Source organism: Clostridium sp. MCC353 (assembly GCF_018785315.1).
Lineage (GTDB): Bacteria > Bacillota > Clostridia > Lachnospirales > Lachnospiraceae > CHH4-2.
In genome coordinates this window covers 97,473-123,708 of the sequence record NZ_WQPN01000006.1, presented here as the reverse complement: position 1 = coordinate 123,708, position 26,236 = coordinate 97,473, and the positions used below count along the sequence as shown (strand labels likewise).

Annotated in this window: 28 protein-coding genes; 25 read left to right on the top strand and 3 right to left on the bottom strand. The window is 47.8% G+C overall.

Going from position 1 to position 26,236, the window contains the following annotated elements; genetic code table 11:
• Positions 1-297 precede the first annotated feature (297 nt).
• The 11 genes from GPL15_RS01785 to GPL15_RS01730 all read left to right on the top strand — a co-directional run bounded on the left by GPL15_RS01785 (position 298) and on the right by GPL15_RS01730 (position 10,986).
• Complete coding sequence (locus GPL15_RS01785; RefSeq protein ID WP_215695374.1) at positions 298-1,905, top strand: FGGY-family carbohydrate kinase; 1,608 nt, start codon at positions 298-300, stop codon at positions 1,903-1,905.
• 24 nt (positions 1,906-1,929) lie between these two features.
• The gene (locus tag GPL15_RS01780; RefSeq protein WP_215695372.1) at positions 1,930-2,628 is read left to right on the top strand and encodes an L-ribulose-5-phosphate 4-epimerase; all 699 of its coding nucleotides are present in this window, start codon (positions 1,930-1,932) and stop codon (positions 2,626-2,628) included.
• Positions 2,629-2,711: 83 nt separating this feature from the next.
• Positions 2,712-3,317 (top strand): DUF2284 domain-containing protein, encoded by a 606-nt coding sequence (locus GPL15_RS01775; RefSeq protein ID WP_215695370.1) that lies wholly within the window; start codon positions 2,712-2,714, stop codon positions 3,315-3,317.
• A gap of 81 nt (positions 3,318-3,398) precedes the next feature.
• Positions 3,399-3,812, top strand: a complete 414-nt coding sequence (locus tag GPL15_RS01770) for a DUF3783 domain-containing protein (RefSeq protein ID WP_215695367.1) — start codon at positions 3,399-3,401, stop codon at positions 3,810-3,812.
• Between the two features lie 533 nt (positions 3,813-4,345).
• Complete coding sequence (locus GPL15_RS01760) at positions 4,346-5,353, top strand: LacI family DNA-binding transcriptional regulator (protein WP_215695363.1); 1,008 nt, start codon at positions 4,346-4,348, stop codon at positions 5,351-5,353.
• Between the two features lie 109 nt (positions 5,354-5,462).
• Positions 5,463-6,239, top strand: coding sequence for an ABC transporter permease (locus GPL15_RS01755; protein ID WP_215695361.1), 777 nt, complete (start codon positions 5,463-5,465; stop codon positions 6,237-6,239).
• 1 nt (position 6,240) lies between these two features.
• Positions 6,241-7,035 carry an ABC transporter ATP-binding protein gene (locus GPL15_RS01750; RefSeq protein ID WP_215695359.1) on the top strand — a complete coding sequence of 265 codons (795 nt, stop codon included), beginning with the start codon at positions 6,241-6,243 and terminating at the stop codon, positions 7,033-7,035.
• A 47-nt stretch (positions 7,036-7,082) separates the two neighbouring features.
• Positions 7,083-8,285, top strand: a complete 1,203-nt coding sequence (locus GPL15_RS01745; RefSeq protein ID WP_215695357.1) for an ABC transporter substrate-binding protein — start codon at positions 7,083-7,085, stop codon at positions 8,283-8,285.
• 11 nt (positions 8,286-8,296) lie between these two features.
• Entirely contained in the window at positions 8,297-9,106 is an 810-nt protein-coding gene (locus GPL15_RS01740; protein ID WP_252198033.1) for an alpha/beta hydrolase, read from the top strand.
• A complete protein-coding gene (locus GPL15_RS01735) occupies positions 9,107-10,033 on the top strand; it encodes a class II fructose-bisphosphate aldolase (RefSeq protein WP_215695353.1) in 927 nt (308 codons plus the stop codon).
• Positions 10,034-10,053: 20 nt separating this feature from the next.
• Complete coding sequence (locus GPL15_RS01730; RefSeq protein WP_215695351.1) at positions 10,054-10,986, top strand: hexose kinase; 933 nt, start codon at positions 10,054-10,056, stop codon at positions 10,984-10,986.
• A 316-nt stretch (positions 10,987-11,302) separates the two neighbouring features.
• Here the strand turns inward: GPL15_RS01730 and GPL15_RS01725 are convergent, their stop codons facing one another.
• Both GPL15_RS01725 and GPL15_RS01720 read right to left on the bottom strand, forming a co-directional pair.
• Entirely contained in the window at positions 11,303-12,730 is a 1,428-nt protein-coding gene (locus GPL15_RS01725) for an SLC13 family permease (protein ID WP_215695349.1), read from the bottom strand.
• A 73-nt stretch (positions 12,731-12,803) separates the two neighbouring features.
• Positions 12,804-13,931, bottom strand: a complete 1,128-nt coding sequence (locus GPL15_RS01720; protein ID WP_215695347.1) for a mandelate racemase/muconate lactonizing enzyme family protein — start codon at positions 13,929-13,931, stop codon at positions 12,804-12,806.
• Between the two features lie 377 nt (positions 13,932-14,308).
• On the opposite strand from GPL15_RS01720, the gene GPL15_RS01715 reads away from it, so the two are divergent.
• The 4 genes from GPL15_RS01715 to GPL15_RS01700 all read left to right on the top strand — a co-directional run bounded on the left by GPL15_RS01715 (position 14,309) and on the right by GPL15_RS01700 (position 15,938).
• Entirely contained in the window at positions 14,309-14,956 is a 648-nt protein-coding gene (locus GPL15_RS01715; RefSeq protein WP_215695345.1) for a GntR family transcriptional regulator, read from the top strand.
• 116 nt (positions 14,957-15,072) lie between these two features.
• On the top strand, positions 15,073-15,354 hold the full coding sequence (locus tag GPL15_RS01710; protein WP_215695343.1) for a hypothetical protein: 282 nt from the start codon (positions 15,073-15,075) through the stop codon (positions 15,352-15,354).
• Positions 15,355-15,410: 56 nt separating this feature from the next.
• Positions 15,411-15,608: a helix-turn-helix transcriptional regulator gene (locus tag GPL15_RS01705; protein ID WP_215695341.1), complete on the top strand. Its 198-nt coding sequence runs from the start codon at positions 15,411-15,413 to the stop codon at positions 15,606-15,608.
• Positions 15,609-15,656: 48 nt separating this feature from the next.
• Positions 15,657-15,938 carry a DUF503 domain-containing protein gene (locus tag GPL15_RS01700; protein ID WP_215695339.1) on the top strand — a complete coding sequence of 94 codons (282 nt, stop codon included), beginning with the start codon at positions 15,657-15,659 and terminating at the stop codon, positions 15,936-15,938.
• Positions 15,939-16,028: 90 nt separating this feature from the next.
• Here the strand turns inward: GPL15_RS01700 and GPL15_RS01695 are convergent, their stop codons facing one another.
• On the bottom strand, positions 16,029-16,733 hold the full coding sequence (locus GPL15_RS01695; RefSeq protein ID WP_215695337.1) for a FadR/GntR family transcriptional regulator: 705 nt from the start codon (positions 16,731-16,733) through the stop codon (positions 16,029-16,031).
• A 646-nt stretch (positions 16,734-17,379) separates the two neighbouring features.
• On the opposite strand from GPL15_RS01695, the gene GPL15_RS01690 reads away from it, so the two are divergent.
• The 10 genes from GPL15_RS01690 to GPL15_RS01645 all read left to right on the top strand — a co-directional run bounded on the left by GPL15_RS01690 (position 17,380) and on the right by GPL15_RS01645 (position 26,215).
• Positions 17,380-18,150, top strand: coding sequence for an aldolase/citrate lyase family protein (locus GPL15_RS01690; protein WP_215695336.1), 771 nt, complete (start codon positions 17,380-17,382; stop codon positions 18,148-18,150).
• A 4-nt stretch (positions 18,151-18,154) separates the two neighbouring features.
• Entirely contained in the window at positions 18,155-18,829 is a 675-nt protein-coding gene (locus GPL15_RS01685) for a FadR/GntR family transcriptional regulator (protein WP_215695326.1), read from the top strand.
• Between the two features lie 14 nt (positions 18,830-18,843).
• A complete protein-coding gene (locus tag GPL15_RS01680) occupies positions 18,844-20,580 on the top strand; it encodes a molybdopterin-binding protein (protein ID WP_215695325.1) in 1,737 nt (578 codons plus the stop codon).
• Between the two features lie 23 nt (positions 20,581-20,603).
• Positions 20,604-21,221: a 4Fe-4S dicluster domain-containing protein gene (locus tag GPL15_RS01675; protein WP_215695324.1), complete on the top strand. Its 618-nt coding sequence runs from the start codon at positions 20,604-20,606 to the stop codon at positions 21,219-21,221.
• Positions 21,214-22,632: a hypothetical protein gene (locus GPL15_RS01670; protein ID WP_215695322.1), complete on the top strand. Its 1,419-nt coding sequence runs from the start codon at positions 21,214-21,216 to the stop codon at positions 22,630-22,632. Before GPL15_RS01675 ends, GPL15_RS01670 begins: the two co-directional genes overlap by 8 nt.
• 18 nt (positions 22,633-22,650) lie before the next feature.
• Positions 22,651-22,977: a cupin domain-containing protein gene (locus GPL15_RS01665; RefSeq protein ID WP_215695320.1), complete on the top strand. Its 327-nt coding sequence runs from the start codon at positions 22,651-22,653 to the stop codon at positions 22,975-22,977.
• A gap of 21 nt (positions 22,978-22,998) precedes the next feature.
• Positions 22,999-24,246: a benzoate/H(+) symporter BenE family transporter gene (locus tag GPL15_RS01660; RefSeq protein WP_252198026.1), complete on the top strand. Its 1,248-nt coding sequence runs from the start codon at positions 22,999-23,001 to the stop codon at positions 24,244-24,246.
• 256 nt (positions 24,247-24,502) lie between these two features.
• A complete protein-coding gene (locus tag GPL15_RS01655) occupies positions 24,503-24,946 on the top strand; it encodes a GNAT family N-acetyltransferase (RefSeq protein WP_215695318.1) in 444 nt (147 codons plus the stop codon).
• Positions 24,947-24,980: 34 nt separating this feature from the next.
• On the top strand, positions 24,981-25,610 hold the full coding sequence (locus tag GPL15_RS01650; RefSeq protein ID WP_215695316.1) for a CatA-like O-acetyltransferase: 630 nt from the start codon (positions 24,981-24,983) through the stop codon (positions 25,608-25,610).
• 65 nt (positions 25,611-25,675) lie between these two features.
• The gene (locus tag GPL15_RS01645) at positions 25,676-26,215 is read left to right on the top strand and encodes a DUF1697 domain-containing protein (protein WP_215695315.1); all 540 of its coding nucleotides are present in this window, start codon (positions 25,676-25,678) and stop codon (positions 26,213-26,215) included.
• Positions 26,216-26,236 lie beyond the last annotated feature (21 nt).

Below are 26,236 nucleotides of genomic sequence, written 5' to 3'. Positions count from 1 at the left end.
GCTCTCAATTTGGTTTCATCGCATTTAAAAATCCTGTTGCGATTGATAAAATCCTATTTAGTTTACCATAAAAGAAGAAAAAGTTACAGAACATTAGGCCTGAGAAATTTAGGAAATGTAACGGTTTGAACCTGTATGAACTGGTTAGCGCAGTACAAAAAATTGTTAAAGGTTTTGAGAAAGGTGCTGTACAACTGAAAGCAGTTACGATAGACTTAAATCATAGGGAATGAGGACGCAGGATCTGTATGAGAAATGGATCCGGATCCTTTTTAAAAATCACAGGAGGAACATTTTATGGGACTTAATAAAGAAGAACTGATAAAAGCAATCCGGCAGGGGCAAACTTCCCTGGGAATCGAGCTGGGTTCCACACGCATCAAGGCAGTGCTGACCGGGCCGGATCACACTCCAATCGCGTCAGGCAGCCATGACTGGGAAAACAGGTTTGAAAACCATATCTGGACCTACACATTGGAAGATATCTGGACTGGGATTCAGGACAGTTACAGCGCTATGGCCCGGGAAGTGACGGAGAAGTATGGAATTACCCTTACCACCATCGGTTCCATTGGTTTCAGCGCTATGATGCATGGATATATGGCATTTGATAAGGATGGCAGTCTGCTGGCCCCATTCCGCACATGGAGGAATACCATAACGGAGGAAGCGTCTGTTAAGCTGACAGAGCTGTTTGGCTACCCGGTTCCCCAAAGATGGAGCATTGCCCATCTGTACCAGGCCATGTTAAACGGGGAAACGCACGTGGCTGACATTCATTTTCAGACCACCCTTGCAGGCTATGTCCACTGGAAACTGACAGGAGAGAAGGTGCTGGGAGTGGGAGAGGCATCCGGCATGTTTCCGATTGATCCCTCCACCAAAACCTACCATTCACGGATGGTAAAACAGTTTGATGAACTGGCCGCTTCTTATGGATATTCCTGGCGGCTGGAAGATATTTTCCCCAAAGTGCTTACTGCGGGCGAGCAGGCGGGGACGCTGACAAAAGAAGGAGCCGCGCTTCTGGACATTTCCTGCAGCCTTCAGGCTGGAATCCCGTTCTGCCCTCCGGAAGGGGATGCGGGAACAGGGATGGCGGCCACCAACAGCGTAGCCGTGAGGACGGGAAATGTATCTGCCGGGACCTCTGTTTTCGCGATGATCGTTCTGGAAAAAGAGCTGTCAAAGGTGCATCCTGAGATTGACCTTGTGACAACTCCGTCGGGTGATCCAGTAGCGATGGTACACTGCAATAACTGCACTTCAGATTTAAATGCGTGGATTTCGCTGTTCCAGGAGGTTACGGAGGCATTTGGCGTAAAAATGGATAAGGATCAGCTTTTCTCCGTCCTCTATCAAAAGGCTTTGGAAGGGGATTCCGACTGCGGCGGACTTCTGGCTTATAATTATTTTTCCGGCGAGCACATTACCGGGTTTGAAGAGGGACGGCCGCTATTTGTGAGAACGCCGGAAAGCCGGTTTAATCTTGCAAACTTTATGAGGGTGCATTTGTTTACCGCTTTGGGAGCGCTGAAAACCGGCCTGGATATCCTGTTAAAAGAAGAGGGGATTAAGGTGGACAAAGTATACGGGCATGGCGGCCTGTTTAAGACAAAGGGCGTGGGGCAGAAAATTATGGCTGCGGCCATGAATGCGCCTGTTGCTGTAATGGAGACGGCCGGAGAAGGCGGAGCATGGGGCATCGCTCTGCTGGCCGCTTATATGAAGGACAAAAAAGAAGGCCAGAGCCTGGAATGTTATCTTTCGGAGGAGGTATTTGCACAGGAGGACGGTATTAGTATGGAGCCCGATCCTTTGGATGCGGAAGGCTTTGACCGGTTTATTGCCCGGTACGCGGATGGCCTGGCAATCGAGCGGGCGGCTGTGGATCATCTCAAATAAAATGTATGAAAAGAGGCGTTGGTTATGTTAGAAGAATTAAAAAGACAGGTTTATGAGGCTAATATGGAACTTCCAAAAAGAGGCCTTATCACCTATACATGGGGAAATGTCAGCGGAATTGACAGGGAAAGCGGTCTGTTTGTAATAAAGCCCAGCGGTGTGGATTACGGTGTTCTGAAGGCGGAAGATATGGTGGTAATGGATTTGAACGGCAATAAAGTGGAGGGCGCTTTGAACCCCTCTTCCGATACGGCCACCCATTTGGAGCTTTATAAGGCATTTGCAGAAATCGGGGGAATTGTACATACCCATTCTCCTTCGGCCACAGCCTGGGCTCAGGCCGGACGGGGACTGCCCTGCTATGGAACCACCCACGCGGATTATTTCTATGGAGAAATACCCTGTGCCAGGAACTTGACGGAAGAAGAGATCGAGGCAGGGTATGAGAAGAATACCGGGCTTGTGATTATTGAGACATTTAAGGGGAAGAACCCCGTTCATGTGCCTGCGGTACTGTGCAAGAATCACGGGCCGTTTACGTGGGGAAAAGACGCGGCTGAAGCGGTGCATAATGCGGTGGTTCTGGAGGAAGTGGCTAAGATGAATTTTATGACCGAGATGCTGAATCCTCAGGTGAAACCGGCGCCGGAGTGCCTGCAGGACAAGCATTTCCTGAGAAAACACGGGCCGGGAGCCTATTATGGGCAGAAAAAAATGGGGTAGTATTTTTACTTTTGGCGTTACATTAGGCGTGAAGGCATTTTCGAAAATGGCTTCACCCTTTACTTTAATTTGGAGGTTTACGGATGGATCTGGAAAATAATTACCGCGTAGAACTTTATGAAGCCCAAGTGCCGGTAAAAGAATATGTAGAAACCTGCGTCAATGTAGACGAATTTCTGGAATTCTGCAAGGAATGCCGGAATTATGGCGTCATCTGGTCCTGCCCGCCCTTTGATTTCTCGCCGGAGGATTATTGGAACTCTTATGACACCCTGTATCTTAGGGCAAGAAAAATTATATTTTCTCCCCAAATGGTACAGGCGGATTATACGGCAGAACAGCTTCAGGAAATCACTGGAACGGTGATGCGCATTGAAAAACAGAAAATGAGCGCAGAACTGGCCCAAATGGAAGCCGAACACCCCCAGAGTACAGCCCTTTCGGCCGGTCACTGTATGGAATGTGATGAAATAGGATGTACCAGGCCCCATGGAGCGCCGTGCAGGGAACCGGAAAAAATGCGGTATTCCATTGAGGCTTTAGGCGGCAATGTGGGCCTGACTATTACAAAATATATGAAACTGCAGCTTCTGTGGATGGAGGAAGGAAGACTGCCCGAGTATTTCATCCTGGTGGGCGGATTATTGATGCGGGATGAGCCGTCTGACCTGTTACGAACGATTGTATAATTTGAAAGGGATCGCGGAACGGGGCTTGCGAAAATGATAATTCGTGTTATACTGTTAAAAAAGTAGTAAGGAGGCAGACCAATGGCAGCATTGATGAAATCTGTTTTATATTATACTCCCGAACAAACACCAAAGGTGAATACATTAAAAGGTATTTTCGTCCGTCTGGGCATCCGCATTAAAAATATCGCTCCCGAACAGGTGACCCAGCAGGTGGGCTATCTGGCCGGACTGCCCGGATTTGAAGAACAGAAAACAGCCGGTGAACTTCCGGTCATTAAAGAGGAAGTGCTGGTTCTTAAAAATTTTACCGGCCAGGACATTGATGTGCTTCTCCAGCATATCAAAAAAGCCGGCCTCACCAGGATCGCGTTGAAAGCGGTTTTGACGGAAAGCAACAGCAAGTGGACATTTTACCAGCTTTACCAGGAGATTAAAGAAGAACACGAAGTGATGTCCGGCAAGCCGGTTTCCCCTGGAAATGACGAACCATAAAGATGAAAACAGGCAGGCTATGAAAACGGATATCGGGCAAGCGGATATTGGACAAGCGGATATTGGACAAGCGAACATCGGATAAACGAACATCAGACAAACGAATATCGGACAAGCGAACATCGAATAAACGAACATCAGACAAATGAACATCAGACAAACGAACATTGGACAAACGAACATCAGACAAATGAACATCGGACAGGCGAACATTGGACAAACGAACATTGGACAAACGAACATCGAATAAATGAACATCAGACAAACGTACATCGTACAAACGAATATCAGACAAATATACATCGAATAAGCGGAGGGCAGCAATAATACTGCGCTCCGCATTTTTTCCCACCCCTGATATAGACAAACAGAATATAGAAAACGTTACCGTAAACTCATTTATGCAATCTATACAAAACAAACCATGATTTCTATCAAAAAATCACAAAAACAACAAACTATATTGACAACAGCAAGAAATAATAGTATTCTAAAACAAGAAAAATAGAAAACGATTTCTAAGAGGATAAACAATGAAAGAGATAACGATCAAAGACATAGCCAGTGAAGCAGGCGTTTCCATATCAACCGTATCAAGGGTGATTAACGGCAACTATCCTGTAAGGCAGGAAGTGCGGGAGAAAGTGGAGGCTGTTATGAAGCAGCTGGAATACCATCCCAATGCGGTGGCCCGCAGTCTGCGGATCAATAAAACCAATTTAATTGCGCTGGTGGTTGCGGATTTGTCCAACCATTTTTTCATGGAAATTGCCAAAGGGCTGGAGATCGAGGTTTCCAAGATGGGATACCATCTGGTAATTGCCAGTTCGGGGGGAAATATTGAGAAAGAGCGGGAATTAATCGACACCCTGGTTGGGAAGAGGATCGATGGACTGGTGATTGCCAGTTCGGATTCTGACGGAGACAAGATCCAGAAGTGTCTAAGCCTTGGCATACCGGTAGTTTTAGTGGACCGTACCATTAAAAATATAACCACAAACCAGATTTTGTGGAAGGACTTTGAATGTTCCTACAAACTGACCAGGCTTTTGACCGATAACGGGCACAAAAGGATCGGCATCGTCAATGTCACTCTGACCAATCCCAACGGAAGCAGCCGTCTGGAAGGGTTTAAGCAGGCCATAACTGATGCGGGAATCCCTGTTTCGGAGGCATTTATCAGCCCCTCCAATTTCAGCCAGCGCCAGGCCTATGATTATGTGATGGAGATTATGCAGAAGGAAAACAGGCCGACGGCCATTTACTGTGCCAACAATATCATGCTGGAAGGGACGCTCCAGGCGTTAAGGGAACTGGAACTGAAGGTGTATGACGATGTTTCTTTGGTGGCTTTCGGCCGCCTGGAATGCAACAAATATATCACCCCCCAGATAACCAGCGCGGATCAGGACAGCCTTGAGATGGGGCATCGGGCAGGAGAGATTCTGTCTGGGCTTCTGGCCGGTAAAAATACATACAGTACACAGATTATTTTGGATTCAAAGATCAAAGAGAGGGGGTCGGTGAAAAAGATAAGATAATTCTTATCTTTGCACTTATAGAAAACGATTTCTATAAAACGAATTCGGATGTCCGTCCGCCACCCCGGCGGCAGGGAACGATGAAACCAGATTAAGCGAGGAGGTTTATATGAACAAATTAAAATTGCGTCACAAGGGGGTGTATAACACGGTCTGTCTGCTCATATCGGCGGCGGCCGCGGTTATTGTATGGTGTATTATTTCATCCATGCCGGATATTAAAAGCGTGATCGTATCTCCGCCGAAAGTGATGAAGGCTTTGGCGTCCAATCTTCAGTCAGGATATCTGATCATACAGATCCGGGACAGCCTGATCCGGGTGATCGGAGGCTTTATGCTGGGGTTTGTCTTCTCCATACCGGTGGCATTTTTGCTGGGATGGTACGAGGGGTTCCGGGTCATTGTGGAGCCGTGGATCCAGTTTCTGAGGACGATCCCTCCCATTGCCCTGATCCCCATTGTGATTGCTACGTTCGGAATCGGAACCAGCGCCAAAATCATGATTATATTTTTCGCTGTGTTCCTGACCATGGTTGTGACCATCTATCAGGGAGTTAAAAATGTGGACCCTACCCTGATTAAGGCTGCGAAGGTATTTGATGCCAACGACGCTCAGATATTCATCCATGTGGTGGTCCCGGCGGCTGTGCCCTATATCCTGACCGGCGTCCGCCTGGGACTGGCATCGGCCCTGACCACTTTGGTTGCCGCCGAGCTGACCGGCGCGGCCAGCGGCCTGGGCACCATGATCCAGCAGGCCGGCATGTATTTTAAAATGGATGTGGTGCTGCTGGGCATCATCATAATCGGAATTATCGGCTTCTTATTCGATAAGCTGGTTCTTTTTTTGGAAAAGCGCCTGACATCCTGGCAGGAGGTGAAATAAAATGACATCTGAAAATAGGGGGAAGTTTGAGATCGAAATCTCCGGGGTGACCAAGTCATTTGAAAAGAGAGACGGCCAGTTTTTAGCCCTGGATGAAGTGAATTTAACCGTTGATAAAAATGAATTCATCTGTGTGGTAGGGCCCTCCGGCTGCGGTAAAACCACGCTTATGAACATCATTGCCGGCCTGTATCCGCCTTCCACAGGAACCGTCCGGGTCAGAGGGGAGCTGGTGACCGGTCCGGGAAAGGGAAAAGGCGTGGTATTCCAGCAGTACGCGCTGTATCCCTGGCTCACTGTGGAGAAAAATGTGGAGTTCGGCCTGAAAATGAAAGGCGTGCCCAAGGCAGAACGCCGGGAAACCGCCAGAAAATACATTAAGATTGTGGGGCTTGAAAAGTTTGCATCGTCATTTCCAAAAGAGTTGTCAGGCGGCATGAAACAGCGGGTGGCCATTGCCCGGGCCTATGCCACCAACCCGGAAGTGCTTTTGATGGATGAGCCTTTTGGCGCGCTGGATGCCCAGACCAGGGCCCAGCTTCAGGAAAATCTGCTCAACACCTGGCAGCAGGAGAGAAAAACCTGTTTCTTCATCACCCATGATGTGGAGGAAGCGGTTCTGCTGTCCACTAAAATTATCATCATGAGCGCCGGTCCGGGGCGCATCCGGGAGATCGTGGACGTTCACCTCCCCTATCCCAGAAATCAGGAGACAAAGCTGACCCCGGAATTCAACGAGATGAAAAACAGCATATGGAATAAGGTTTATAAAGAATATCTGCAAAATGCAAAATAAATGTAACAGTTGTAACAGTTCAAATAAATGAAAAGGAGAAGTTATTTATGAAAAAACAGTTAGCAGCAGTATTGGCAGTTGGTCTTTTGGCAGGCATGGCCTTTGGGATTACAGGCTGCGGTTCCGGCAAAAAAGCAGACGCAGCGGCAGTGGGAGATTCCACGACAGCGGGAAATTCCGCGGCAGCGAAAACAGAGGCGCAGGCTCCAGGCGCATCGTCTCCGGCGGACGAAAAAAAGACGGAGGCAGCGTCCCAAACGGATGAGAAAAAGGCAGAGGCGGCCTCTTCGCCGTCGGCGGAAAACGCCTCCAAACCGGAACGGGCCAAGATAAAAATCGCCTTTCATCCCCACATCACAGGCGTGGGCGGCATTTTGAACGCAATTGACAACGGCTATTTTGAAGAAGAGAACCTGGAAGTGGAGCTGGTACAGTTCACCTCAGGGGCAACGGAACTGGCGGCCATGGCTTCAGGCGATATCGATATCGGTTATCTGGGAGTGGGAGCCCATGTATTCGCCCCTCAGGGCCAGTGCGCCATCCTGACCCTGGACAGCACTGATCTGAGCGGGGAAATCATGGTGAAGGCGGACGGAGACATCCAGTCGGTGGCTGATCTTAAAGGGAAAAATGTGGCCATTTCCGCAGGAACCACATCAGAATTGGTGCTCTCCATGGCATTGAAGCTGAACGGCATGGAAAAAACAGATGTGAACATGATCAATATGGACGCATCGGGTAAAGTGACGGCGTTTATGACCGGCCAGATCCACGCCATTTCCATTGAAGCCCCTTATACGGACCAGATCAGGAAAGAGATGGGAGAAGACAAGGTGCTGACCATCAGCGGTTCCAAGGATTTTCTCCCCGACGCGGTGTTCACCAACAGCTGGGTCACCACCAACAAGTTTTTAGATAAAAATGAAGACGTTGTGGTACGTTTCCTGAAAGCCTGGCTGAAAGGTACCGAAGACCGCTATAACAACATGGAAGATACGGTTCAGAAAGTGGCTGATTACATAAATACGGATTACGATACCGCCTATCTGGTGGTGGAGAAGACGAACTGGCTGAATAACAAGGAAATAAAAGAATTGGCGGAAGACGGAACCATGCTGAAATGGTATGACACCATCAAAAACATGTTTTTAGACGCCGGTCTTTTGGATCCCCAGTATGATGTGCCGCCGGAGGACTATGTAAAACTCCAGTACCTGGAACAGGCGATGCAGGAAATAGGAGTGGAATAATAGTGGATGACATGACGTTGGCATCCCGGCCATTTATGAGGGATTATAGAATTGCCGGACTGGATGGAAATGAAGTGGTCTGCGACATTTTCAATAACCGGATTGGAGACGGGAAACGTCCGGCCCTGGTGTTTGTCCACGGAGGGGGATTTGTGGGCGGCGACAAAGATCAGTTTTTCGCCGCCGCCTCCTGGCTTTCCATGGCCACAGGAGCTCTTTGCGTCACCATGCAGTACCGGACAGCTCCCCAACACGTATATCCCGCCCCGGTGATCGACTGCCTGAGCGTGCTCAGATGGATCTGGGATCACAGGGAATCCTGCGGGATCTGCCCGGAATGGGTCTGCCTGGCGGGCGGCTCTCCCGGCGCCAACATCGGGGCAATGGCTATGATGGCTGAGAAATGGCTTCTGAAACAGTATGGCTTGGAACCGGAACTATGTTTCCAGCCCAGGAACGGTATATTTTTAAACGGTATTTATGACCTGGAAGACTTTTATAAACGGAATCAGGAAGAGCAAAACCATGTGGAGGCCTATTTAAACAGCGGATATGACAGGGATTTATGGCGGGAATCGTCACCTGTATGCCGCAGAAAAGAAGGGCTGAACCTGCTTTTGCTCCACGGAAGTGAAGATTCCATTGTGCCGCTTCAGCAATGCGAGGCCATGAAACGGGCGGCAGAACAGGAACAAGGCCGTGTGAAAATCCGCCTGTTTGAAGGCAGGGGCCATGCCTGGTTTAACGAACCGGGGAATCTGTACGAAGTGTTGAAGGAAATCAAAAATTATATAGAAGAAATCAAAGAGGTGGTTAATTAAATGGGACTGAAAGCGCCAAAAGAATTATATCAGGATGCGGTCCGGCATAATTACGGGCTGGGGGCATTTAACACATTTTCCATAGAGGGGATTCTGGCGGTTCTGGAAGCCTGCAAAGAACAGCGCTCACCGGCCATTATCCAGATATCCATGGGAGCCAGAAACTATGTGAAACATTTAAAATCCTACGTGGATGTGATCAAATGCATGGCCGGAAACTACGACATTCCCGTATTCATCCAGCATGACCATTGTTCCACCGTTGAAGCCTGCAAGGAGGCCATAGACGCGGGAGTGCAGGCGGTGATGTTCGACGGCTCCCACCTTCCCTTTGAAGAAAATGCAGCAAAAACAAGGGAAGTTGTGGCATATGCCCACGAGAGGGATGTGTGGGTGGAGGCCGAACTGGGATGTCTTCCGGGATTTGAGGATCTGGTTTTTGCGGAAAAAGCGGTGTTTACCGATCCGGAAATGGCCCGGCGGTTCATATCGGAAACCGGATGTGACGCCCTGGCGGTTGCCGTAGGGACTTCCCACGGAGGGGTGGCAGGAGATGATTATCTGCCTCTGGATTTCGACCTGCTGGAACGGATCATTTCACAGAAACCGGATTATCCCTATGTGCTTCACGGGGCCGCATCCCTGCCTCCGGAACTGATTGCCGCCTGCAACGACCAGGGCGGAAAGGTGGAATATCTGCGGAACTGCTGTGAAGAGAGCATTGCCAAAGCGGTGAAAATGGGGGTGCGGAAGGTGAATATGGACGTGGACAATTTTCTGGTATTCACCACTGCGGTCAGAAAGTTCCTGAACGAGAAACCGGATATTTATGATCCGCGGAAATATCTGGGGCCGGGGACAAAAGCGTTTCAAAAAGAGGTGGAACATAAAATAAAAGAAGTGCTGGACAGCGCCAACCGATACTGACTGCTGTGAGGAGGAAAAGCATGATACGGGTAATTTGTTTAAATCCAGTGATTGACCGCATGTATTACATCGATGACTTCCGCGCAGCAACCAAGTTTTATGAAGTTCCGCCTAAGGTTTATGTGGGGGGAAAGGGCATTAACATCGCCAGGGTTATGAGCTTGATGGGGGAACACTGCGTCCTCTATGGATTTATAGGCGGAGGCAACGGGCGGCTGGTCTCAGAGGACATGAAGCGGTATGATGTGGAATTTAAAGCATTTCAGACCTCAGGGGAAACCAGGACGACCATCAATATTATCGACAACAGAAACCGGAAGGAAACGGAGATCACGGAACCCGGCCCGGAAGTGGGGGAAAATGAGGAGCGGCAGTTTCTGAATGCCCTGGAAGGGGATTTAAGCGGGGGAGACATGGTGATCTGCTCAGGAATTCCCATGAAGGGGATGAGCGAGGACATTTACCGGAAAGTCAGCGGGATCTGTGAAATGCATGGAAGCAAATGCATCCTGGATGCCACCGGAGTTTATCTGGAAAAATCCTTTCCAGGCAGATATTATTTTTCTAAGCCGAATTTCAGCGAATTGTCGGAACTGTTTTCCATAACCCAGGAGGAAAATGCAAAGAATATCATTAAATCAGGGAAACGGATGCTGGAACTGGGCGTGGAAAATCTTCTGATCTCCACCGGAGAATCCGGCGGGATATTTTTGAATGAAAAAGGGATATTTCAGGCGGTGATTCCCAAAGAAGAGGTGGTTTCAACCATTGGCAGCGGCGACGCCTCGGTGGCTGGATTCTGCATCGGGGTGAAGCGGGGGTATTCCGCCGAGGACTGCGTGAGGCTGGCTATGGCCTGCGGAATCTGCAATGCGAAGTTCAGTAAGGTGGGGTATGTGGAGCCGGAGATGGTTAAGGAATTGTTCGGCGGGGTGAAGATCAGGCTGGTTTGATGAAACATTTGTAACAGGAGGCGGGAAAGAGGCGCTGGAAAGCGGCGGGCGGTGAAGGAACGATTATTGGCGGTAAACGGCATAGCTTCGGCTATGCCGTTTACCGTACCATCCGGCTTTTTTTATGTAGTTCACTCCTTCTCTTTGGCGTCTATTGACAAAATGGAAATTTTAAGGTCAACTATAGCATCGGAATTTCCGTAAAGCCAATGAAACGGAAATAAAACCCAAAAATCGACATAGAAATTTCCGTTAAGACAGACTTTCGGAGTTTTCTAACAACAAAAAACAAAGAAATTTCCTTTTAACCGAAACTTTATATACCAATAGCAGAAAAACCAGGTATAAAAGTATAGATCAAATACCCTATGACAATAGTCACAGCCAAACATAACGGAATGGTTTTCAGCCCCCATTTGATCATAGTTTTAAGATCAACGCCATATCCCGCCACCATAGCAGGCCCTGCGCCTGAGGACGGCAGGCAGATGGAGATATTAAATGCCGCATAGCAGATGAACAGATACGGCAGCGGATTCTGGCCCAGTTTTAACATGGTGTCTATGATAATCGGGCCCAGCAGGGCAGTACATCCGGTAACCATCATGATGTTGGAGAAGAAACAGCCCATAATGGAGAAAACCACAATGGCGATAAATGGGCTGATACCGGCGATTGGAACCAGCGCATCGGAAATGATGCCGCCAACGCCGCTTTGGGTGATGATGTTGCCGAGGGAAGTCCCGCCTGCGATTAAGAAGAGAACGCCCCATTTGATCTTGGGCTGGGCGTATCCCCAGGTTAACATGGGAGCGCCGTCTTCGCCCGGGATCACGAAGGTCAGCAGCGCGCCCAGCATGAATATGTAGTTAGGTGTAAATGTGGGAAGCAGGGAGGAGAAGAGCGGGCGGGCCATCGACAGTCCGAATGATACAAAAAACAGCAATGCGCCGATGAGTTCGCTTCTCTTCATGGGGCCAAGTTTATCCAGTTCTTTTTGGAAAATCTCTTTGGTGCCGGGAAGTGATTTGTATTCGATGTGAGTAGTCTTTAAGATCATGAAAAGCATGGGTGCGGCGACACAGATGGTCAGCGGGATACACCGCACAACCCAGTCGGAGTACATGAATTCCGTTCCGGTGTACTTCTGGATGAGGTCCACGACAACCAGATTCATGGCGCCGCCAAGAGGCGTGCCGAAGCCGATGTTGGAACCCCATGCCACCGCAAACAGAGCCGCCATGGCGTAGTTTGAATTTTTTATCTGATCATCTTCAATTCCGATTGCTTTGATGGTTGTTAAAACGATGGGGAGAAATGCGGCGGCAATGGCTGCATTTGCAATCATGGAAGAAAGGGCGACGGAGAGTATGAACCACATGGTAACGAGCACCTTGGGGTTGTTGCCCACTCTCAGCATGATGTTCAGCGCAAGCCGCCTGTCGAACCCGGACTTGGTCCAGCAGATGGTGATAATATTGGCGCTCATGATGAGAACGATGGTCGCGCTGAAATAATTGCCCAAAATGGAAGCTGTGGGTGTTAACTTAAAAAACTGGACGATTAAAATAGGAAGAAGTGATGTGACGGACGGCCCCACCGGCTGTGTGATCCACCAGTAGAGCATCCATAAAAGGAGGCCCACTGCGCCGTGCATCTCATAGGAAAGGCCCGGAAATGGAATTGCCAGCATGGCGAAGAAAAGAAACGGCCCGATTAATATATTGATCATACGCTTACTCATAAAAATCCCTCCTGTTAACGAACGCAAAACGGTCAGGGCATTTAGAAAAATGCCCCCGGGTTTCATAAAATCATCAGGCGCCCAGCATATTAAGCCTTAACGGCTGGGCTTTTTTATACGGGTGCTCTTTCAACAGATTCAGGTCCAGATTTACGCCCAGACCAGGGCCTTCAGGAATGGAAAATTTACCGTCCTTCACATCCCAGTAGGTATCAGAGAAATCACGGAGCCAGGGCGCTTCCGCCGGATGGTATTCCAAATGCATAAAATTCTTCATAACAGCGGACACATGCAGGCTGGAAGCGCAGGTAATCACGCTGCACATATTATGGGGGGAAACCAAAACATCGTATGCCTCCAGCAGGGAATTCATCTTCATCATTCCGGTGATTCCGCCTACGTAGCGGATATCCGGCATATACACATCCAGAGCCTGGTTTTTGAGCAGAGGTAAAATGGCGTCGCCGCCAGCCTGCATCTCTGCGCCTGCCACCAGAACGCCGCATTTCATGCGGAATTCCCGTAACAATTCAGGTTTTTTCTCCGGTATCGGCGTCTCGATCCAGAATGGATGATAGGGCCGTAAACGGTCGGCCACATACATGGCGGTTTTCATGTCAAATCTCCAATGGGCGTCCACGCCGACGGCAATCTCGTCCCCCACGGCTTCCCGCATGGCGATGAAGCGTTCGCAGCCGGTATCTACCAGTTTCTTCTGGTTTTCAAGAGGCGTTTTCCAGGATACGCCGTCAAATGGATGGCATTTTAACGCCCGGTTTCCGCGGCTGACCAGCTCTTTGGCAAATTCGCCAAAGCCTTGCGGCGTCCGGTCTTTGATGGCCCTGTTAAAGGAGGCGTACACCGGAATTTCTTTGCGCCTGGCGCCTCCAAGAAGCTGGTATACCGGAACATTTAAGGCTTTGCCTTTTAAATCCCACATGGCGATATCGATTCCCGATGCCGCCGCTGCCGTTATCAGGCCGCCGCCGTCGCCTGATACTTCTAAATTGTCATGTAACACATCTTTTCCGATTAATTTGCTGCCCATATTACGTACTGCGGCAACGACCTCAAATTCAAGTCCGTCTAAAGTGGCGTCGCCAAAGCCCGTTACCCCTTCGTCGGTTTTTGCGATGACGAAAACATAGTTGGAGTAAATCGAAGCGTTGACAACTTCAGCGTAAATTTCCGTGATTCTCATAACTGCCCCTCCTTATTAGAATGATATTTTATAGGTTAAACAGTTAACTATTCTCTGGTCTAAAAACATATAGTTATCTTTTATAAAATAGTTAACTATTTAATTTCAGATTAACATACTGAAAGGGCACAGTCAAGATAAAATGTATAATAAAATCAATATATTTTGACGAAAAATGTGTAAAATTACTAAAAAACAGTTATGTATGATATGCTCTATGGATTTGAAACTGCTGATTAACTGCCGGTGCTCTTTGAATGACTTTGTATGAGGGAGAATCCTCCCTTGTGCGCGGGAGAACCCTCCCTTTGGTTGACAAGGGCCAGGCCATGATATACTATTAATAAGATAAAAAGACACTCGGGGAGAACTTCTTTATGACTGATTTTATCTATCAGGATTTGCGCAGACAAATTATTAATAATACACTTCATCGTGACCAGCGGCTGGTTGAGACACAGTTGGCAAATAAATATAATGTGAACAAATTTCATGTAAATAAAGCTTTGCAGATGCTGGAACGGGATCATTTGGTTAAGCATGTGGATATGAAAGGCTATTTTGTGGTGGGCATCGATAAAAACGATATGTATGAGATCGCCAAAATCCGGGAAATGTTGGAAAATGCGATCATCAGCGATTTCCTGATCAATGCGTCCCAGGAAGAGATTGAAGAGGTTAAACTTTTTACCCAGCGTAAAATCGCATTTTTAAAGGCGGGCCTGAAAGGGGAGGCGTTTAAGGAAACCAGCGCCACATTTGACGTGATCTATTCCTGCAGCCCTTATCACCGCATGGTGGAAATGCTGACTAAGTATAAGGAATATATTGATGTGATGATCACAAAGGCATTTGACGGGCCGGATGATGTGAATAAAACTATTGAAAATTCTACTCTTTTATATCATGTCTTTGATAAAAGGGATTGTGAATTGCTGCAAAAATGGATTCATATCCGGTATCTCAACGCGGTCAATAAGATCGACCAGCAGGTTCATGAGAAAAATACAAACAACAGTTTTTAAGGGACGGAGGAAAAATGTCAAAAACTATTGACATTTTATCCTCCGTCCGTTACACTTAAAATGTCAAAAGTATTTGACATATGATATGGTGAAATATTTGGAAAGGAGCAGTTATTATGACAGGTCTTATTTTATTCGGTATCTTTTTGGCAGCAGTAATCATTATGGATCTGGTTATGCTCATTTCACTGATAAAACAGGGAGATGAGAGAAGAAGGATGATCGTTGGGAAAACCAGCACCTATACCTTGCTGGGGATGGTGGGATATTTTGTCGTCTGCATCGTTGAAAGCTTTTTCCGCGGCTATAAAGGGATAAATCCATTCATCATTCTGGCATCCACTGCCATAATCTACTGTGTCCTGCTGTTTGGATTTAAGAAAAAGTACGGAGATTAGAAGCGCAGTATTCGCGCAAGAAATGCTCCGGCATGGAGGCGTGACGGAGGAGTGACATGAAAAACAATATTCGGGAAAAAAGGAAGCAGCAGGGATTGTCGCAGGAAGATCTGGCTAAGAAATGCGGAGTATCCCGGCAGACAGTCAATGCCATTGAGAATAACAAGTACGATCCGACGCTGGCGCTGGCGTTTGGCCTGGCCCGGGAACTGGATATGACAGTTGATGAACTCTTTTTTCCGGAACATCCTTGATTTTTAGAAATAGATGACGGAAATACAAGAGGAAAATAAGAGGTGAAGATGAAAATAGCAGTATTAAAAATCAGGCTGTACGCCCCCTGGGTCCACTCCCTGAAAGAAAAGAGGATGATTATAAAAAGCCTTCTTGCGAAGATACGGAATAAATTCCAGGTATCCGCCGCTGAAGTAGAAGAGCAGGATGTCCATCAGATCCTGGTGATCGGCGTGGCTGCCATTGTACCCCACAGCGCCCAGGCCGACAGTGTGATGGATGAAATCGTTGATTTCGTGGAGCAGAATACGGAAGCTGAGATTGTGGCGGAAGAACGGGAGATCAGATGAGGGGCAATGGAATGAGGACAATAAATAGAAAGAAGACAATAAAAACAGCAGTATTCTTCGGAATACTGCTGTTTTTATCTGCCGCTCTTCCTATTCCGCCCCGGATTGGATATCCTCTTCCTGCCCGTCAATCCCCGCATTCAGGCCGCTTTCCAAAAGGTGCCGGGCCATTTTCTGCTTTGCGGTTTCATAATCATGTTGGCAAATGGCCTGGACGATTTCCCGTTCCAACGGAATTGCGGAATTTTCCGCGATTTCCAGGGTGCAGTACCGCGGGTAGACTTTTTCCAGCGCTGACGTGATGTTCTTTATGAGGATTTGCAGCCCGGAATTGCCGCTGGCCTGGGCCACCGCCATATGGAATTTTACGTCCAGGCCGATAAATTCTTCCAGCGTGATATCCGGTTTCTGCATCATCCAGACGATGTTCTCCAATTGGCGGATATCTTCTTCTGTGGCCCGTCTGGCAGCCAGACCGGCTGTTTCCGTCTCTAAAATCCGTCTTATCTCCAACAGGTCTCCGGCCTCTGTCAGATTGAGCTGCAGCATGGCCATGAGCGGGCTGATCAGACATTCGTCAAAGGTGTCTGTGACATAGGTGCCGCCGCCCTTTTTTTCCAGTATCCCGGAAGATCTCAATGCCTGCAGCGCCTCCCGGACAGATGTGCGGCTGGCGTTGAACCGGATGCAAAGTTCCGACTCCGTGGGAAGTTTGTCCCCCGGCTTCATATTTTTAAGAATCATATCCTGCATTTCTTTTTTCAATTTATCTGCCACTTTAACTTTCGATGCCATAATTACCTCCAATTTCCACTCTGTTATGAGAAAGGGCTTAAATGAAAAGGGCCGTCGGCGCAGAATCAAATGATGGTCCGCTGCGGCTTCCATTTTTTGCCAATCAAATGTTTTATGATATTGCGGTAGGATAAAAATAGTTAATCAGATTTGCGTTTCGATCTTAATTCATTATAGTATATGATTTTTATGATATCAATAGTATTTTTGTATCAATTAAATAGAAAATCCGAACACTATTATAATACAATTATTAAATGTACATAATAAAAATAGTATTTATGTTGGAAAAATGCCCATAATATGTTGACATTATCAGCGCGATGTTGTAATATACGCATATAAAGTATTATAATTATATAATTAAAATATAAATTGTAATACAAAAAGAAAGCAAAAAGAGCAGCTGTATTAGAAAACCTGTTACAAGGCCCCGGAACATTTAAGAGGCCGGGAGACAATTAAGTTCTAATGTAACTGTTCAGTACCCTCACAGTTACATGCAAAAATCCATTTGAAATCGCCTTTGGCGATGGGATTTTTGCTCGCAATTCCACATTTTTGTACGATCAGCGCAGTAAATGCGCAGACCTACTGAACAGTTACGTTCTAACAATATTATCAATAGTATTCAGGAGGAAGAGAGATGGCAAACAAATTAAAAGAAAAGATTCAGAGGGGAGAACCCGTAGTAGGAACCGTGGCGCAGCTGGGGGGAGGAACATCCATTGAATGTCTTGGCCTGGCCGGTCTGGACTTTGTAGTGATCGATACGGAGCACGGGCCTTTCAGCATTCAGGATACCATGGATTATATCCGGGCGGCGGAAACTGGGGGCATCACTCCGGTTGTCCGGGTGCCGGATTATACCCGGCCTTCCTTACATAGAATGATCAACTGCGGAGCAAAAGGCATCATTGTTCCTTGTATGGAGAACATGGACGAAATCCGGCTTCTGGTAGAGCAGGGGCGGCTGTCGCCCAAAGGAAAGCATTGTTTCCCTTACGCCAGAAATTCAGGATGGGCGTTAAAGAGCGCAGGCCGGCTGAATGAGTTTTACGAAGAGGTGAATGAAGACGTGCTGATCATTCCCCAGTGTGAGACGGTAGGGCTGCTGAACCATATTGAGGAAGTTATGCAGGTTCCCGATATCGACGGCATTTTCCTGGGGCCTTATGATCTCTCCACGGATATGGGCATTTCAGGACAGTTTAACCACCCTGACTTTTTAGAGGCCCGTTCCCGGATTCTGAAAGCATGCAGAGATGCGGGGAAACCGGCCATCAGCTTTTCACCGGATGTGGCGGCGGCTAAGAAAAACCTGGCGGACGGATTCGCGGGGGTGGCGCTGAGCATTGATGCGGTGGAATTTATAAAGACATTTAAAGCTCTTGTAAAAGAAGTGAAGGGAAATTAATATTGTGGGTTTACCGGGTAAAATGAAGGTTTCCGAAAAGGTGAAAGACGCCATAGAAGAGATGATCTTTTCTAAAATGCATGCCGGAGATAAACTTCCGGCAGAAGGGGAGCTGGCGGAAATGCTGGCCGTCAGCAGAACCACGGTGAGGGAGGCCTTAAAAGGGCTGGAAGCGTCGAAAATTGTCGAAAAACGCAACGGCGGCACATTTATCGTGGAAAAGGTACGGGGATGTTTTGTGGATCCGCTCTGTATTATGATCCAGTTGAATACGATCAAGCAGACTGAGATCATGGAAGTCAGAATCCTGTTGGAAACAGAAGCGGCAGGACAGGCGGCGGTCAACGCAGAACCGGATCAGGTGAAAGAGCTGGAGAATATTGTCTGGCTGATGCAAAAACCGGGTATCCAGATTGAAGAGTATATCGATCTGGATGTGAAATTCCACTTTCTGATCGCCAAGGCGTCTTCCAACCAGATGCTGTACCAGTTGATCCGGGATATCAGCACAGTAATGGTCAAATTTTACCACAGGTGCTGTACCCTGGAAATTGCGGAAAATACAGCCATCCCCCAACTGGCGAAGGTGGTAAACGCTGTTAAGAAGAAAGACGCCGATGCCGCAAGAGCCAGCATGAGGCAGCACCTTCAGGAATGCGATGAGATAATCAGGAATTAGACGAGGAGGGACAGATGGATAAAAAAGAAGCCATAACGGATATCCGCGATGTCATTTTTGAACAAATAACGGACCTGGCAGTCACTTCCGCAGTATCCAATACCAGGGAGGGCGTCATATATGGGGTTGAAGCGGCGGAAGATATGGCCCGGGAACTGGGTATGGAGGCGGTGTCCAATATCAGGGACGGAATGTTCGTTCATGCCAATGAGACGATCATGATGCTTCGCGGGACGCCCAAACAGACCGCCATGGCGGAGGACCGGATCATCGGCCTGATCTCCAAAGCTTCCGGGGTTTCAACCGCGGCGAAACGCGCCGTGGACCTGGCCCGGGGCAGGGCTGAAATTGTCTGCGGTTCCTTTAAAAAGATGCCGGTGGAGCTGAGACATTCCCTGAGGCATGCGATCGGTCAGGCGGGGGTTAAAACCAGGATTGCCGAACTGCCTTTTGTGTACCTGGACAAAAATTATATCAGGATGTTTGGATCCATAGAAGCCGCGCTGGATGCCGCAAAAAAACTGGAAGGCCACACCATAGCCGTCCAGTTGAGGAATGAACAGGGAATGCTGGAACAGGAAACGGCCGACGCCTGCGCTCATGGGGCGTCGGTGCTGATGATCGATACAGGCGAGAAAGAAGATATCGGGGTGGTTTTGAAAACGCTGGACCGCCTTAATATGAGGGGGAAAGTGAAGACTGCATTTGCGGGAAATGTAAAAATTGAGCAGATTCCCGCCCTCTCTGAATCCGGCGTTGATATGATCTGCATTGGCCGGGATATTGTGGACGCGCCTGTGCTGGATTTGAAATTTGATGTGATCCACATCCAGAAAAAAGCAGAAGAAACCGGCCTTACCATGAATCTGCTGGAGAAAAAGGAGCTTTGGATTGAGAATATCGTGATCGATCATGTGGACCTGGGCGAGGTGGCCCGGAAAGTGGCGCAGGTTCTGGACATGGAGACGGAAAATGTCCTGGTGGTCGATGTGCGCCCGGATCATATAACGCTGGATATCCTGAAAGAAACGGTGGATGCCAGACAGATCGCGGGAAAGGAGAAGGCGGTGCTGGAGGCCTTAAAAGAAGTGGACGGTTTTACGCTGACCGGCCGGTCCGTCATCCATTCCAACGGGGTTCTCGGGCTGATTGCCCTGGAGCCGGAAGATGTGGACGAAGTGCTGGATCATACATATGAGCTGGGCAATACGGTGCGGGAAGCATTTGAGAAGAGGGTGTGCATATTTCCTACGGGGTTTGAGGTTCAAAACGGCATGATAAAGGATACAAATTCCCCTTATATAGCCCGCGTGCTGGAAGAAAAAGGATATGACACGGTGATTAGGCCGCCGATATCAGATAACTGTGATGAGATATGCAAAGCGGTTCAGGAGGCCATGGACGACGGATATTCCCTGATCATTACCACCGGAGGAGTGGGGGCGGAAGATAAGGACTTTACAGTTGAGGCGGTTACCCGGTTAGATCCCTATGCGGCCACCCCATGGCTGGTGAAATATCAGAAAGGGACGGGACGGCATGTAAAAGAAGGGATACGAATCGCGGCCGGGGAATGCGGGAACGCCAGGATTATATCCCTGCCGGGCCCAAACGATGAGGTGAGAATGGCCATGGACGTTCTGGTGTCCAATCTGGACAGGGGATTTAATAAATACAGAACCGCTCAGGAAATCGCCAATGTGCTCCGGCAGAAAATAAAGGGCGGATGGAAACACGAATATGAAATCTGAATATGAAAAGAGAGGTGGAGGACATGAAAGTAATTAAGGCAAAAGCTGTATTTGATGAAGATAAATGCATCGGGTGCACCCTGTGTTCCAAAGTGTGCCCGGCAGATGCCATATGTTTTGTGCACAGAAAACCTGTTTTAGAAGAAGAATACTGTGTGGGCTGTTCTTCCTGTGTGGAACACTGTCCAAAAGATGCCGTGACGATGGAGGCGCTGGAACATCCAAGGACCATTTTCTGTGATCCTTCGGAGTTTGACGCGGGGGAGATAGAAGCGCTCTGCCTGAAGGCCCATTTTTATCCCAAGATGGAAATCTGTGTCTGCACCAGGACGAAGGCCGAAGAAGTTGCGGCCGCTATACTGGCAGGAGCCAAAACTCCCATTGACCTGGCAAGAATGACGGGAATACGCACAGGCTGCAAATGCTGCTGTGCGGAAACACCGCTCCGTATGCTGAACGCCGCAGGAATTGACCCGGGCGAAGCGCCGGGATACCAGTGGTATGGCCTGACATCCACATTGTGGACCATGGATGAAGGCGTCAAAGAAAAATATGATTCAAAATATCATTTTAAAGATGATATAGAATTCTGCGAAAAATGTGTGGAAAAAGGGCTGGAAAGGGGGAAGGGACATGAATAACCGTACAATCACTCCGGCGGCGCCGATCAGGTCTCCTTATTCGATCGCTCCGGAAGAAATCGCCATGAGAGCTGTAGACCTGCCGGATATGACATCCGTTCAAATGAAGGAGCTGTTTCCGGAATTGGAAGACGCAATTCCCCTCACAAGGGAATCGGTCAGAGCCGCCGCTGAAACCGCTTTGGCCGGAGTTGATTTTTCAAAGGTGAAACCAGGGGACAGCGTCAATATCCTGGCCTCCCACCATGGCTTCACTCTGGCAGGAGGGGAACCCTATGCGGAACTTCTGCGCACAATCAGGGACGAGGTGGAAAAACGGACCGGAACGTCGGATATCCGCCTGAGGGCCGGAAATGGGCTGCGCTACAGGGAAAGCGAGCTGTTTATTAAAAAATTCGGACTGGATACATATTTTAACGGCAAAGCCAAGAATGTTACGCCTCTGATGAAGGGGGTGCCCATAGAAACCAAGATCGGAACGCTTTACGGCCTGAGCGATGTTTACGACGCGGACTGGATTATCCACGTACACAACACGGATGTGAGGGAACTGCATTTCCACCGGGTGATCGACCGGATTATGAAGCCCTTCGGCATGTCCTATGCCAGGATAGAAACCCGTTCCACCTATCATTACAACCTGGGGCCAAGGGGAGGCAATTTCGTGGCCCGTTCCATCTACGAATCGGATTTTGTCCAGAAAAAGATGCTGTTTTCCGTCATGTTAAAGGTATCGCCCAACGGAATTATGGGTGTGGATGCGGACAATGACCTGATTCTGTTAAATGAAAGATCCACCAAAAAGATGCTGGAAGAATACGGAAAACTGATCACCCTTCTCAATGAGCTGGAGGAGGTGGGATGCATTGCCGTTCTGGACTGCCATGCGCCCCTGTCCTATGTCTCCGCCGGCGGATTGATTTTCGCGGCATTTTTACAGATCGGCATTGACCCCTTTGACCTGGATCAGCCGGTAACGCCTTATTCTTTCTATACGGAACAGTGCTACGACGAGGATGGAAAGACGAATATGGAAGAGGTGCCTAAGGTGAGCAGCGCCCTGAAAGCGATGATCAACAACTATTCCTGTAAAGGATACCCGGGAGGGTTCTTTTCCGCCCAGATTCCATCCATCATTGTGGGGGGAAAACTGAAGGCAGTCTTTGATATGGATGAGCAGAACGCGGGATATACGAAGGATTCCCTGATAGCGCCTGACCTGCCCACCGCAGTGAATCTGACCATGAAAATGAGCGGATGCCGGAACCTGGTGGCATTTGACGGAGCTGTGGGAGGGATCAATGTGAGCAGGGAACTGAAAGCTTATCTGCTGGAGCGTGTGCCCGCTGTCAGGAAAAAGGTGGATGAAGAGCTGATGCCCAAATGGCTGGCGCAGAGAAATATGAGCTGATGAGAGGAGAACGTATTGATGGAGATCGCAAACTGGAAGAGTATTGAAAAGAAACCATTTCATGAAACCGCAGTCCGGCAGGTATTTTCCGGAGAAAATGTCATGCTGGTGCTGAACACAATTGAGCCGGGATTCCCCCCATTTCCCCATTCCCACCCCCACGAACAGCTTCTGTGCATCCTGGAAGGGGAGTGCGAGGTGACGTTGGGAGAGGAAAAGATGGTGATGAGGCCAGGGGATATGGTCAGGATTCCGCCCAATGCCCATCATGATCTGGCGGTAATTGGGAATCAAAAGGTAGTGAACATGGATGTATTTTCACCGGTCAGAGAAGATTATCTTTGATTTGAGAGAGGAGGGGTTACATTGGGAAGCAGAAAAATGAATATGATAGAGCCGGGGCCGGGATTTAAATCCGGGATCAGGGATTTTAAAAAGGCGGTCAATGCCGGGACGGTCAGCGGGGCGCTGGTGGCTTTGGCCTTCGCTTATACCGGGCCTGCGATTCTGGCATTCCAGGCCGGGCAGAACGCAGGTTTTACCCAGGCCCAGACCTTGTCCTGGGTATCCACCGTGTATATCGCTGGCGGGTTATTGAGCTTTTTCCTGGGATTGTATTATAAGATGCCGATAGTGGGCGCCTGGTCGATTCCGGGCGTTGCAATGGTGGGAATGGCCATTTCCGGCTACAGTTTTAATGAGGCGGCGGGGGCGTTTCTGGTGGCCGGAATCCTGGTATTTCTGCTGGGAATCACAGGCTGGGTGAAGAAAATCATGGATTGGATTCCCCTGCCCATCGTGATGGGAATGATTGCAGGCGTGTTTATGAAATACGGCACGGGAATCGTGCTGAATGCGAAGGCCGATATTGTGGTTGGCGCAGTTTGTATCTGTGCATTTTTGATCACCCCGATGATTACGAAAAAGATTCCGCCTGTGCTGGGATCGCTGGTTTTTGGAATCCTGGCGGCGGTTGTACGGGGACAGTTTCATTTTGAGCTGTCGGATTACGGTCTGGCAGGACCTTCATTTGTGGTTCCCGTTCTCAATCCCGGAACGGTCATGTCGGTGTCCATCCCTTTGGCCGTGCTGGTGATCGGGGCTGAAAATGCCCAGGCCATAGGCGTTTTAAAAGGGGCTGGTTATCAGGTCCCCATCAACGGCATGACAATCGCTTCGGGAATCGGCGGCATCGTGACCTCATTTTTCGGCGGCCACAACGCCAATATCGCAGGCCCCATGACGGCAATGATAGCGGCCGACGGCAACGGACCCAAAGAATACCGTTACGGCGGTGCGGTTTTAAATGGAATCGGGCTGATTGTATTTGGGGTTCTGGCAGGTTATGCCCTGGGCATCGTGGCCGGACTGCCAAGCGCGTTGGTATCCCTTCTGGCCGGATTGGCTATGATCAATATCCTCATCAATGCGCTGAAAGACGCGTTTGGTACAGGCCTTTATAAAACCGGAGCGTTTGCGGCTTTTATCATCGGAATGAGCGGAATTACGATTTTGGGGATCGGTTCCGCGTTCTGGGCGCTGGTAGGCGGCGTGGCAGTCGGTATGCTGGCGGATGGAAGAGGGGCGAAAGCGCCGGAGGCTGTTAGGGAATGAAATACAGATAACGAGGTTTTAACCAATCGTGGTTAAAACCTCGTTTTTTTGCCAGGATTTTTCTTTTTATTCCGTTCCCATATTTCAGAATCATTTCTGGAAGCGCTATCCATTGTGAGGATTGCGAAATGAAATGGAAAAACAGGGGGAAGTGTGGTAGGATAAAAGACAGAAAGCGATGGCGCTATTTTTATATAATCTGACCGGAGCTGCACTGGGGGCTATTAGCGAAATCGGGATTTGGAGGACTAATACGATGAGAATTATTGAAGTAACAGACAGAAATTCATCATTAATAGAACAGTTATTAGAAGTGTGGGAAAGTTCTGTAAAGGCAACCCATCTATTTTTATCAGAGGGTGAAATAGAGGACATTAAGAAGTATGTACCACAAGCATTAAAAGAAATACCGCATTTGATTATTGTAGAAAACGAGAATCAAGTTCCTGTGGGATTTATGGGAATCGTAGAACAACACCTTGAAATGCTGTTTATCTCCCATGAAGAAAGGGGAAAAGGATTAGGCAAAAAATTATTCAAATACGGAATAGAAAAATATATGATTAACGATTTAGCGGTGAATGAACAAAATCCCCTTGCCAAAGGTTTCTATGAGCATATGGGGTTCAATGTTTACAAAAGAACTGCAAATGACGAACAGGGAAATCCCTATCCTCTTTTATATATGAGCAGACCATAATAACTGGAGAATTAGAATTTGGAGGAACAATCACATGGCAAATAAGTATAAAGTAATTGATGAAAAAACATGGAATAGAGCAATGCACTGTATGATTTTTAGAAATAGTGTAGAACCAGCGTTTTGTGTAACCTTTGAAGCGGATATTACAAGGTTCAAACGTGTGGTTAAAGAAATGGGGGTTTCTTTTACATTGGCGATGGTATACGCAGTTTGTAAATGTGCAAATGAGATAGACGCATTTCGTTATCGGTTTGTTGATGGACAGATTGTTTTGTTTGACAAGATAGATACCGCGTTTACCTATCTGAATCAAGACACCGAATTGTTTAAGGTGGTTAATGTTCCCATGATAGATGATTTAAAAGAATACTGTGAGTTGGCAGAAACGATAGCAAAGGAGCAGAAAGAGTATTTTACAGGTCCATTAGGAAATGATGTTTTTCAGTGTTCTCCTATGCCGTGGGTCACTTACACCCATATTTCCCATACCAATTCCGGGAAGAAGGATAATGCAACTCCCCTGTTTGATTGGGGAAAGTTTTATGAGAACAATGGGAAAATCCTCATTCCAATATCAGTTCAGGTACATCATTCTTTTGTTGACGGCATACATATTGGACAATTTGTAGATAAGCTCCAAAGCTTTTTCGATAGATGTTAAGTTCCGGCTTGTGGGAAAATTGGATATGGCGTTAAAAATCGTGAGTTGCAGAGGAGATCAGGGATATGAAAAGGTATGCTGCCTTATTACGAGGTATCAATATAAGCGGAAAAAATAAGATACCAATGGCAGAATTGAAGAAAAGTTTTGAAAACCTTGGATTTGGTGAAGTTAAGACATATCTGAACAGCGGAAATGTAACCTTTTCCAGTGATGAAGATAATATAAAAAAGTTTACAAAACAAATTGAGGAAATGATTAAAACACAGTTTGCTGTAGATATTCCTATTTTTGTCATATCCAGAGAAGAACTTGAGGATATTTTGCAAAATGCCCCCGACTGGTGGGGGAATGAAAATAAAGAAATTTATGACAATTTAATTTTTATTATGCCGCCTGCCACATTCTCAGAGGTGTATTGTGAGATTGGGGAACCTAAAGAGGATTTAGAAAAAATAAAGGGATATAAAGAAGTAATATTTTGGTCCTTCAGCCGGAAAGATTATCAAAAAACAAATTGGTGGTCTAAGACGGCAAGTACAAATGTCAGCAGCAAACTAACCATAAGAACAGCGAATACTGTTAGGAAGATAGTGAGAATGTAGCTGTATAAAAAACAAAAATTT

Excerpts from the sequence above, each read along its gene's own strand:
- GPL15_RS01785 (WP_215695374.1), top strand. The coding sequence starts at position 298 with ATGGGACTTAATAAAGAAGAACTGATAAAAGCAATCCGGCAGGGGCAA.
- GPL15_RS01780 (WP_215695372.1), top strand. The coding sequence starts at position 1,930 with ATGTTAGAAGAATTAAAAAGACAGGTTTATGAGGCTAATATGGAACTT.
- GPL15_RS01775 (WP_215695370.1), top strand. The coding sequence starts at position 2,712 with ATGGATCTGGAAAATAATTACCGCGTAGAACTTTATGAAGCCCAAGTG.
- GPL15_RS01770 (WP_215695367.1), top strand. The coding sequence starts at position 3,399 with ATGGCAGCATTGATGAAATCTGTTTTATATTATACTCCCGAACAAACA.
- GPL15_RS01760 (WP_215695363.1), top strand. The coding sequence starts at position 4,346 with ATGAAAGAGATAACGATCAAAGACATAGCCAGTGAAGCAGGCGTTTCC.
- GPL15_RS01755 (WP_215695361.1), top strand. The coding sequence starts at position 5,463 with ATGAACAAATTAAAATTGCGTCACAAGGGGGTGTATAACACGGTCTGT.
- GPL15_RS01750 (WP_215695359.1), top strand. The coding sequence starts at position 6,241 with ATGACATCTGAAAATAGGGGGAAGTTTGAGATCGAAATCTCCGGGGTG.
- GPL15_RS01745 (WP_215695357.1), top strand. The coding sequence starts at position 7,083 with ATGAAAAAACAGTTAGCAGCAGTATTGGCAGTTGGTCTTTTGGCAGGC.
- GPL15_RS01740 (WP_252198033.1), top strand. The coding sequence starts at position 8,297 with ATGACGTTGGCATCCCGGCCATTTATGAGGGATTATAGAATTGCCGGA.
- GPL15_RS01735 (WP_215695353.1), top strand. The coding sequence starts at position 9,107 with ATGGGACTGAAAGCGCCAAAAGAATTATATCAGGATGCGGTCCGGCAT.
- GPL15_RS01730 (WP_215695351.1), top strand. The coding sequence starts at position 10,054 with ATGATACGGGTAATTTGTTTAAATCCAGTGATTGACCGCATGTATTAC.
- GPL15_RS01725 (WP_215695349.1), bottom strand. The coding sequence starts at position 12,730 with ATGAGTAAGCGTATGATCAATATATTAATCGGGCCGTTTCTTTTCTTC.
- GPL15_RS01720 (WP_215695347.1), bottom strand. The coding sequence starts at position 13,931 with ATGAGAATCACGGAAATTTACGCTGAAGTTGTCAACGCTTCGATTTAC.
- GPL15_RS01715 (WP_215695345.1), top strand. The coding sequence starts at position 14,309 with ATGACTGATTTTATCTATCAGGATTTGCGCAGACAAATTATTAATAAT.
- GPL15_RS01710 (WP_215695343.1), top strand. The coding sequence starts at position 15,073 with ATGACAGGTCTTATTTTATTCGGTATCTTTTTGGCAGCAGTAATCATT.
- GPL15_RS01705 (WP_215695341.1), top strand. The coding sequence starts at position 15,411 with ATGAAAAACAATATTCGGGAAAAAAGGAAGCAGCAGGGATTGTCGCAG.
- GPL15_RS01700 (WP_215695339.1), top strand. The coding sequence starts at position 15,657 with ATGAAAATAGCAGTATTAAAAATCAGGCTGTACGCCCCCTGGGTCCAC.
- GPL15_RS01695 (WP_215695337.1), bottom strand. The coding sequence starts at position 16,733 with ATGGCATCGAAAGTTAAAGTGGCAGATAAATTGAAAAAAGAAATGCAG.
- GPL15_RS01690 (WP_215695336.1), top strand. The coding sequence starts at position 17,380 with ATGGCAAACAAATTAAAAGAAAAGATTCAGAGGGGAGAACCCGTAGTA.
- GPL15_RS01680 (WP_215695325.1), top strand. The coding sequence starts at position 18,844 with ATGGATAAAAAAGAAGCCATAACGGATATCCGCGATGTCATTTTTGAA.
- GPL15_RS01675 (WP_215695324.1), top strand. The coding sequence starts at position 20,604 with ATGAAAGTAATTAAGGCAAAAGCTGTATTTGATGAAGATAAATGCATC.
- GPL15_RS01670 (WP_215695322.1), top strand. The coding sequence starts at position 21,214 with ATGAATAACCGTACAATCACTCCGGCGGCGCCGATCAGGTCTCCTTAT.
- GPL15_RS01665 (WP_215695320.1), top strand. The coding sequence starts at position 22,651 with ATGGAGATCGCAAACTGGAAGAGTATTGAAAAGAAACCATTTCATGAA.
- GPL15_RS01655 (WP_215695318.1), top strand. The coding sequence starts at position 24,503 with ATGAGAATTATTGAAGTAACAGACAGAAATTCATCATTAATAGAACAG.
- GPL15_RS01650 (WP_215695316.1), top strand. The coding sequence starts at position 24,981 with ATGGCAAATAAGTATAAAGTAATTGATGAAAAAACATGGAATAGAGCA.
- GPL15_RS01645 (WP_215695315.1), top strand. The coding sequence starts at position 25,676 with ATGAAAAGGTATGCTGCCTTATTACGAGGTATCAATATAAGCGGAAAA.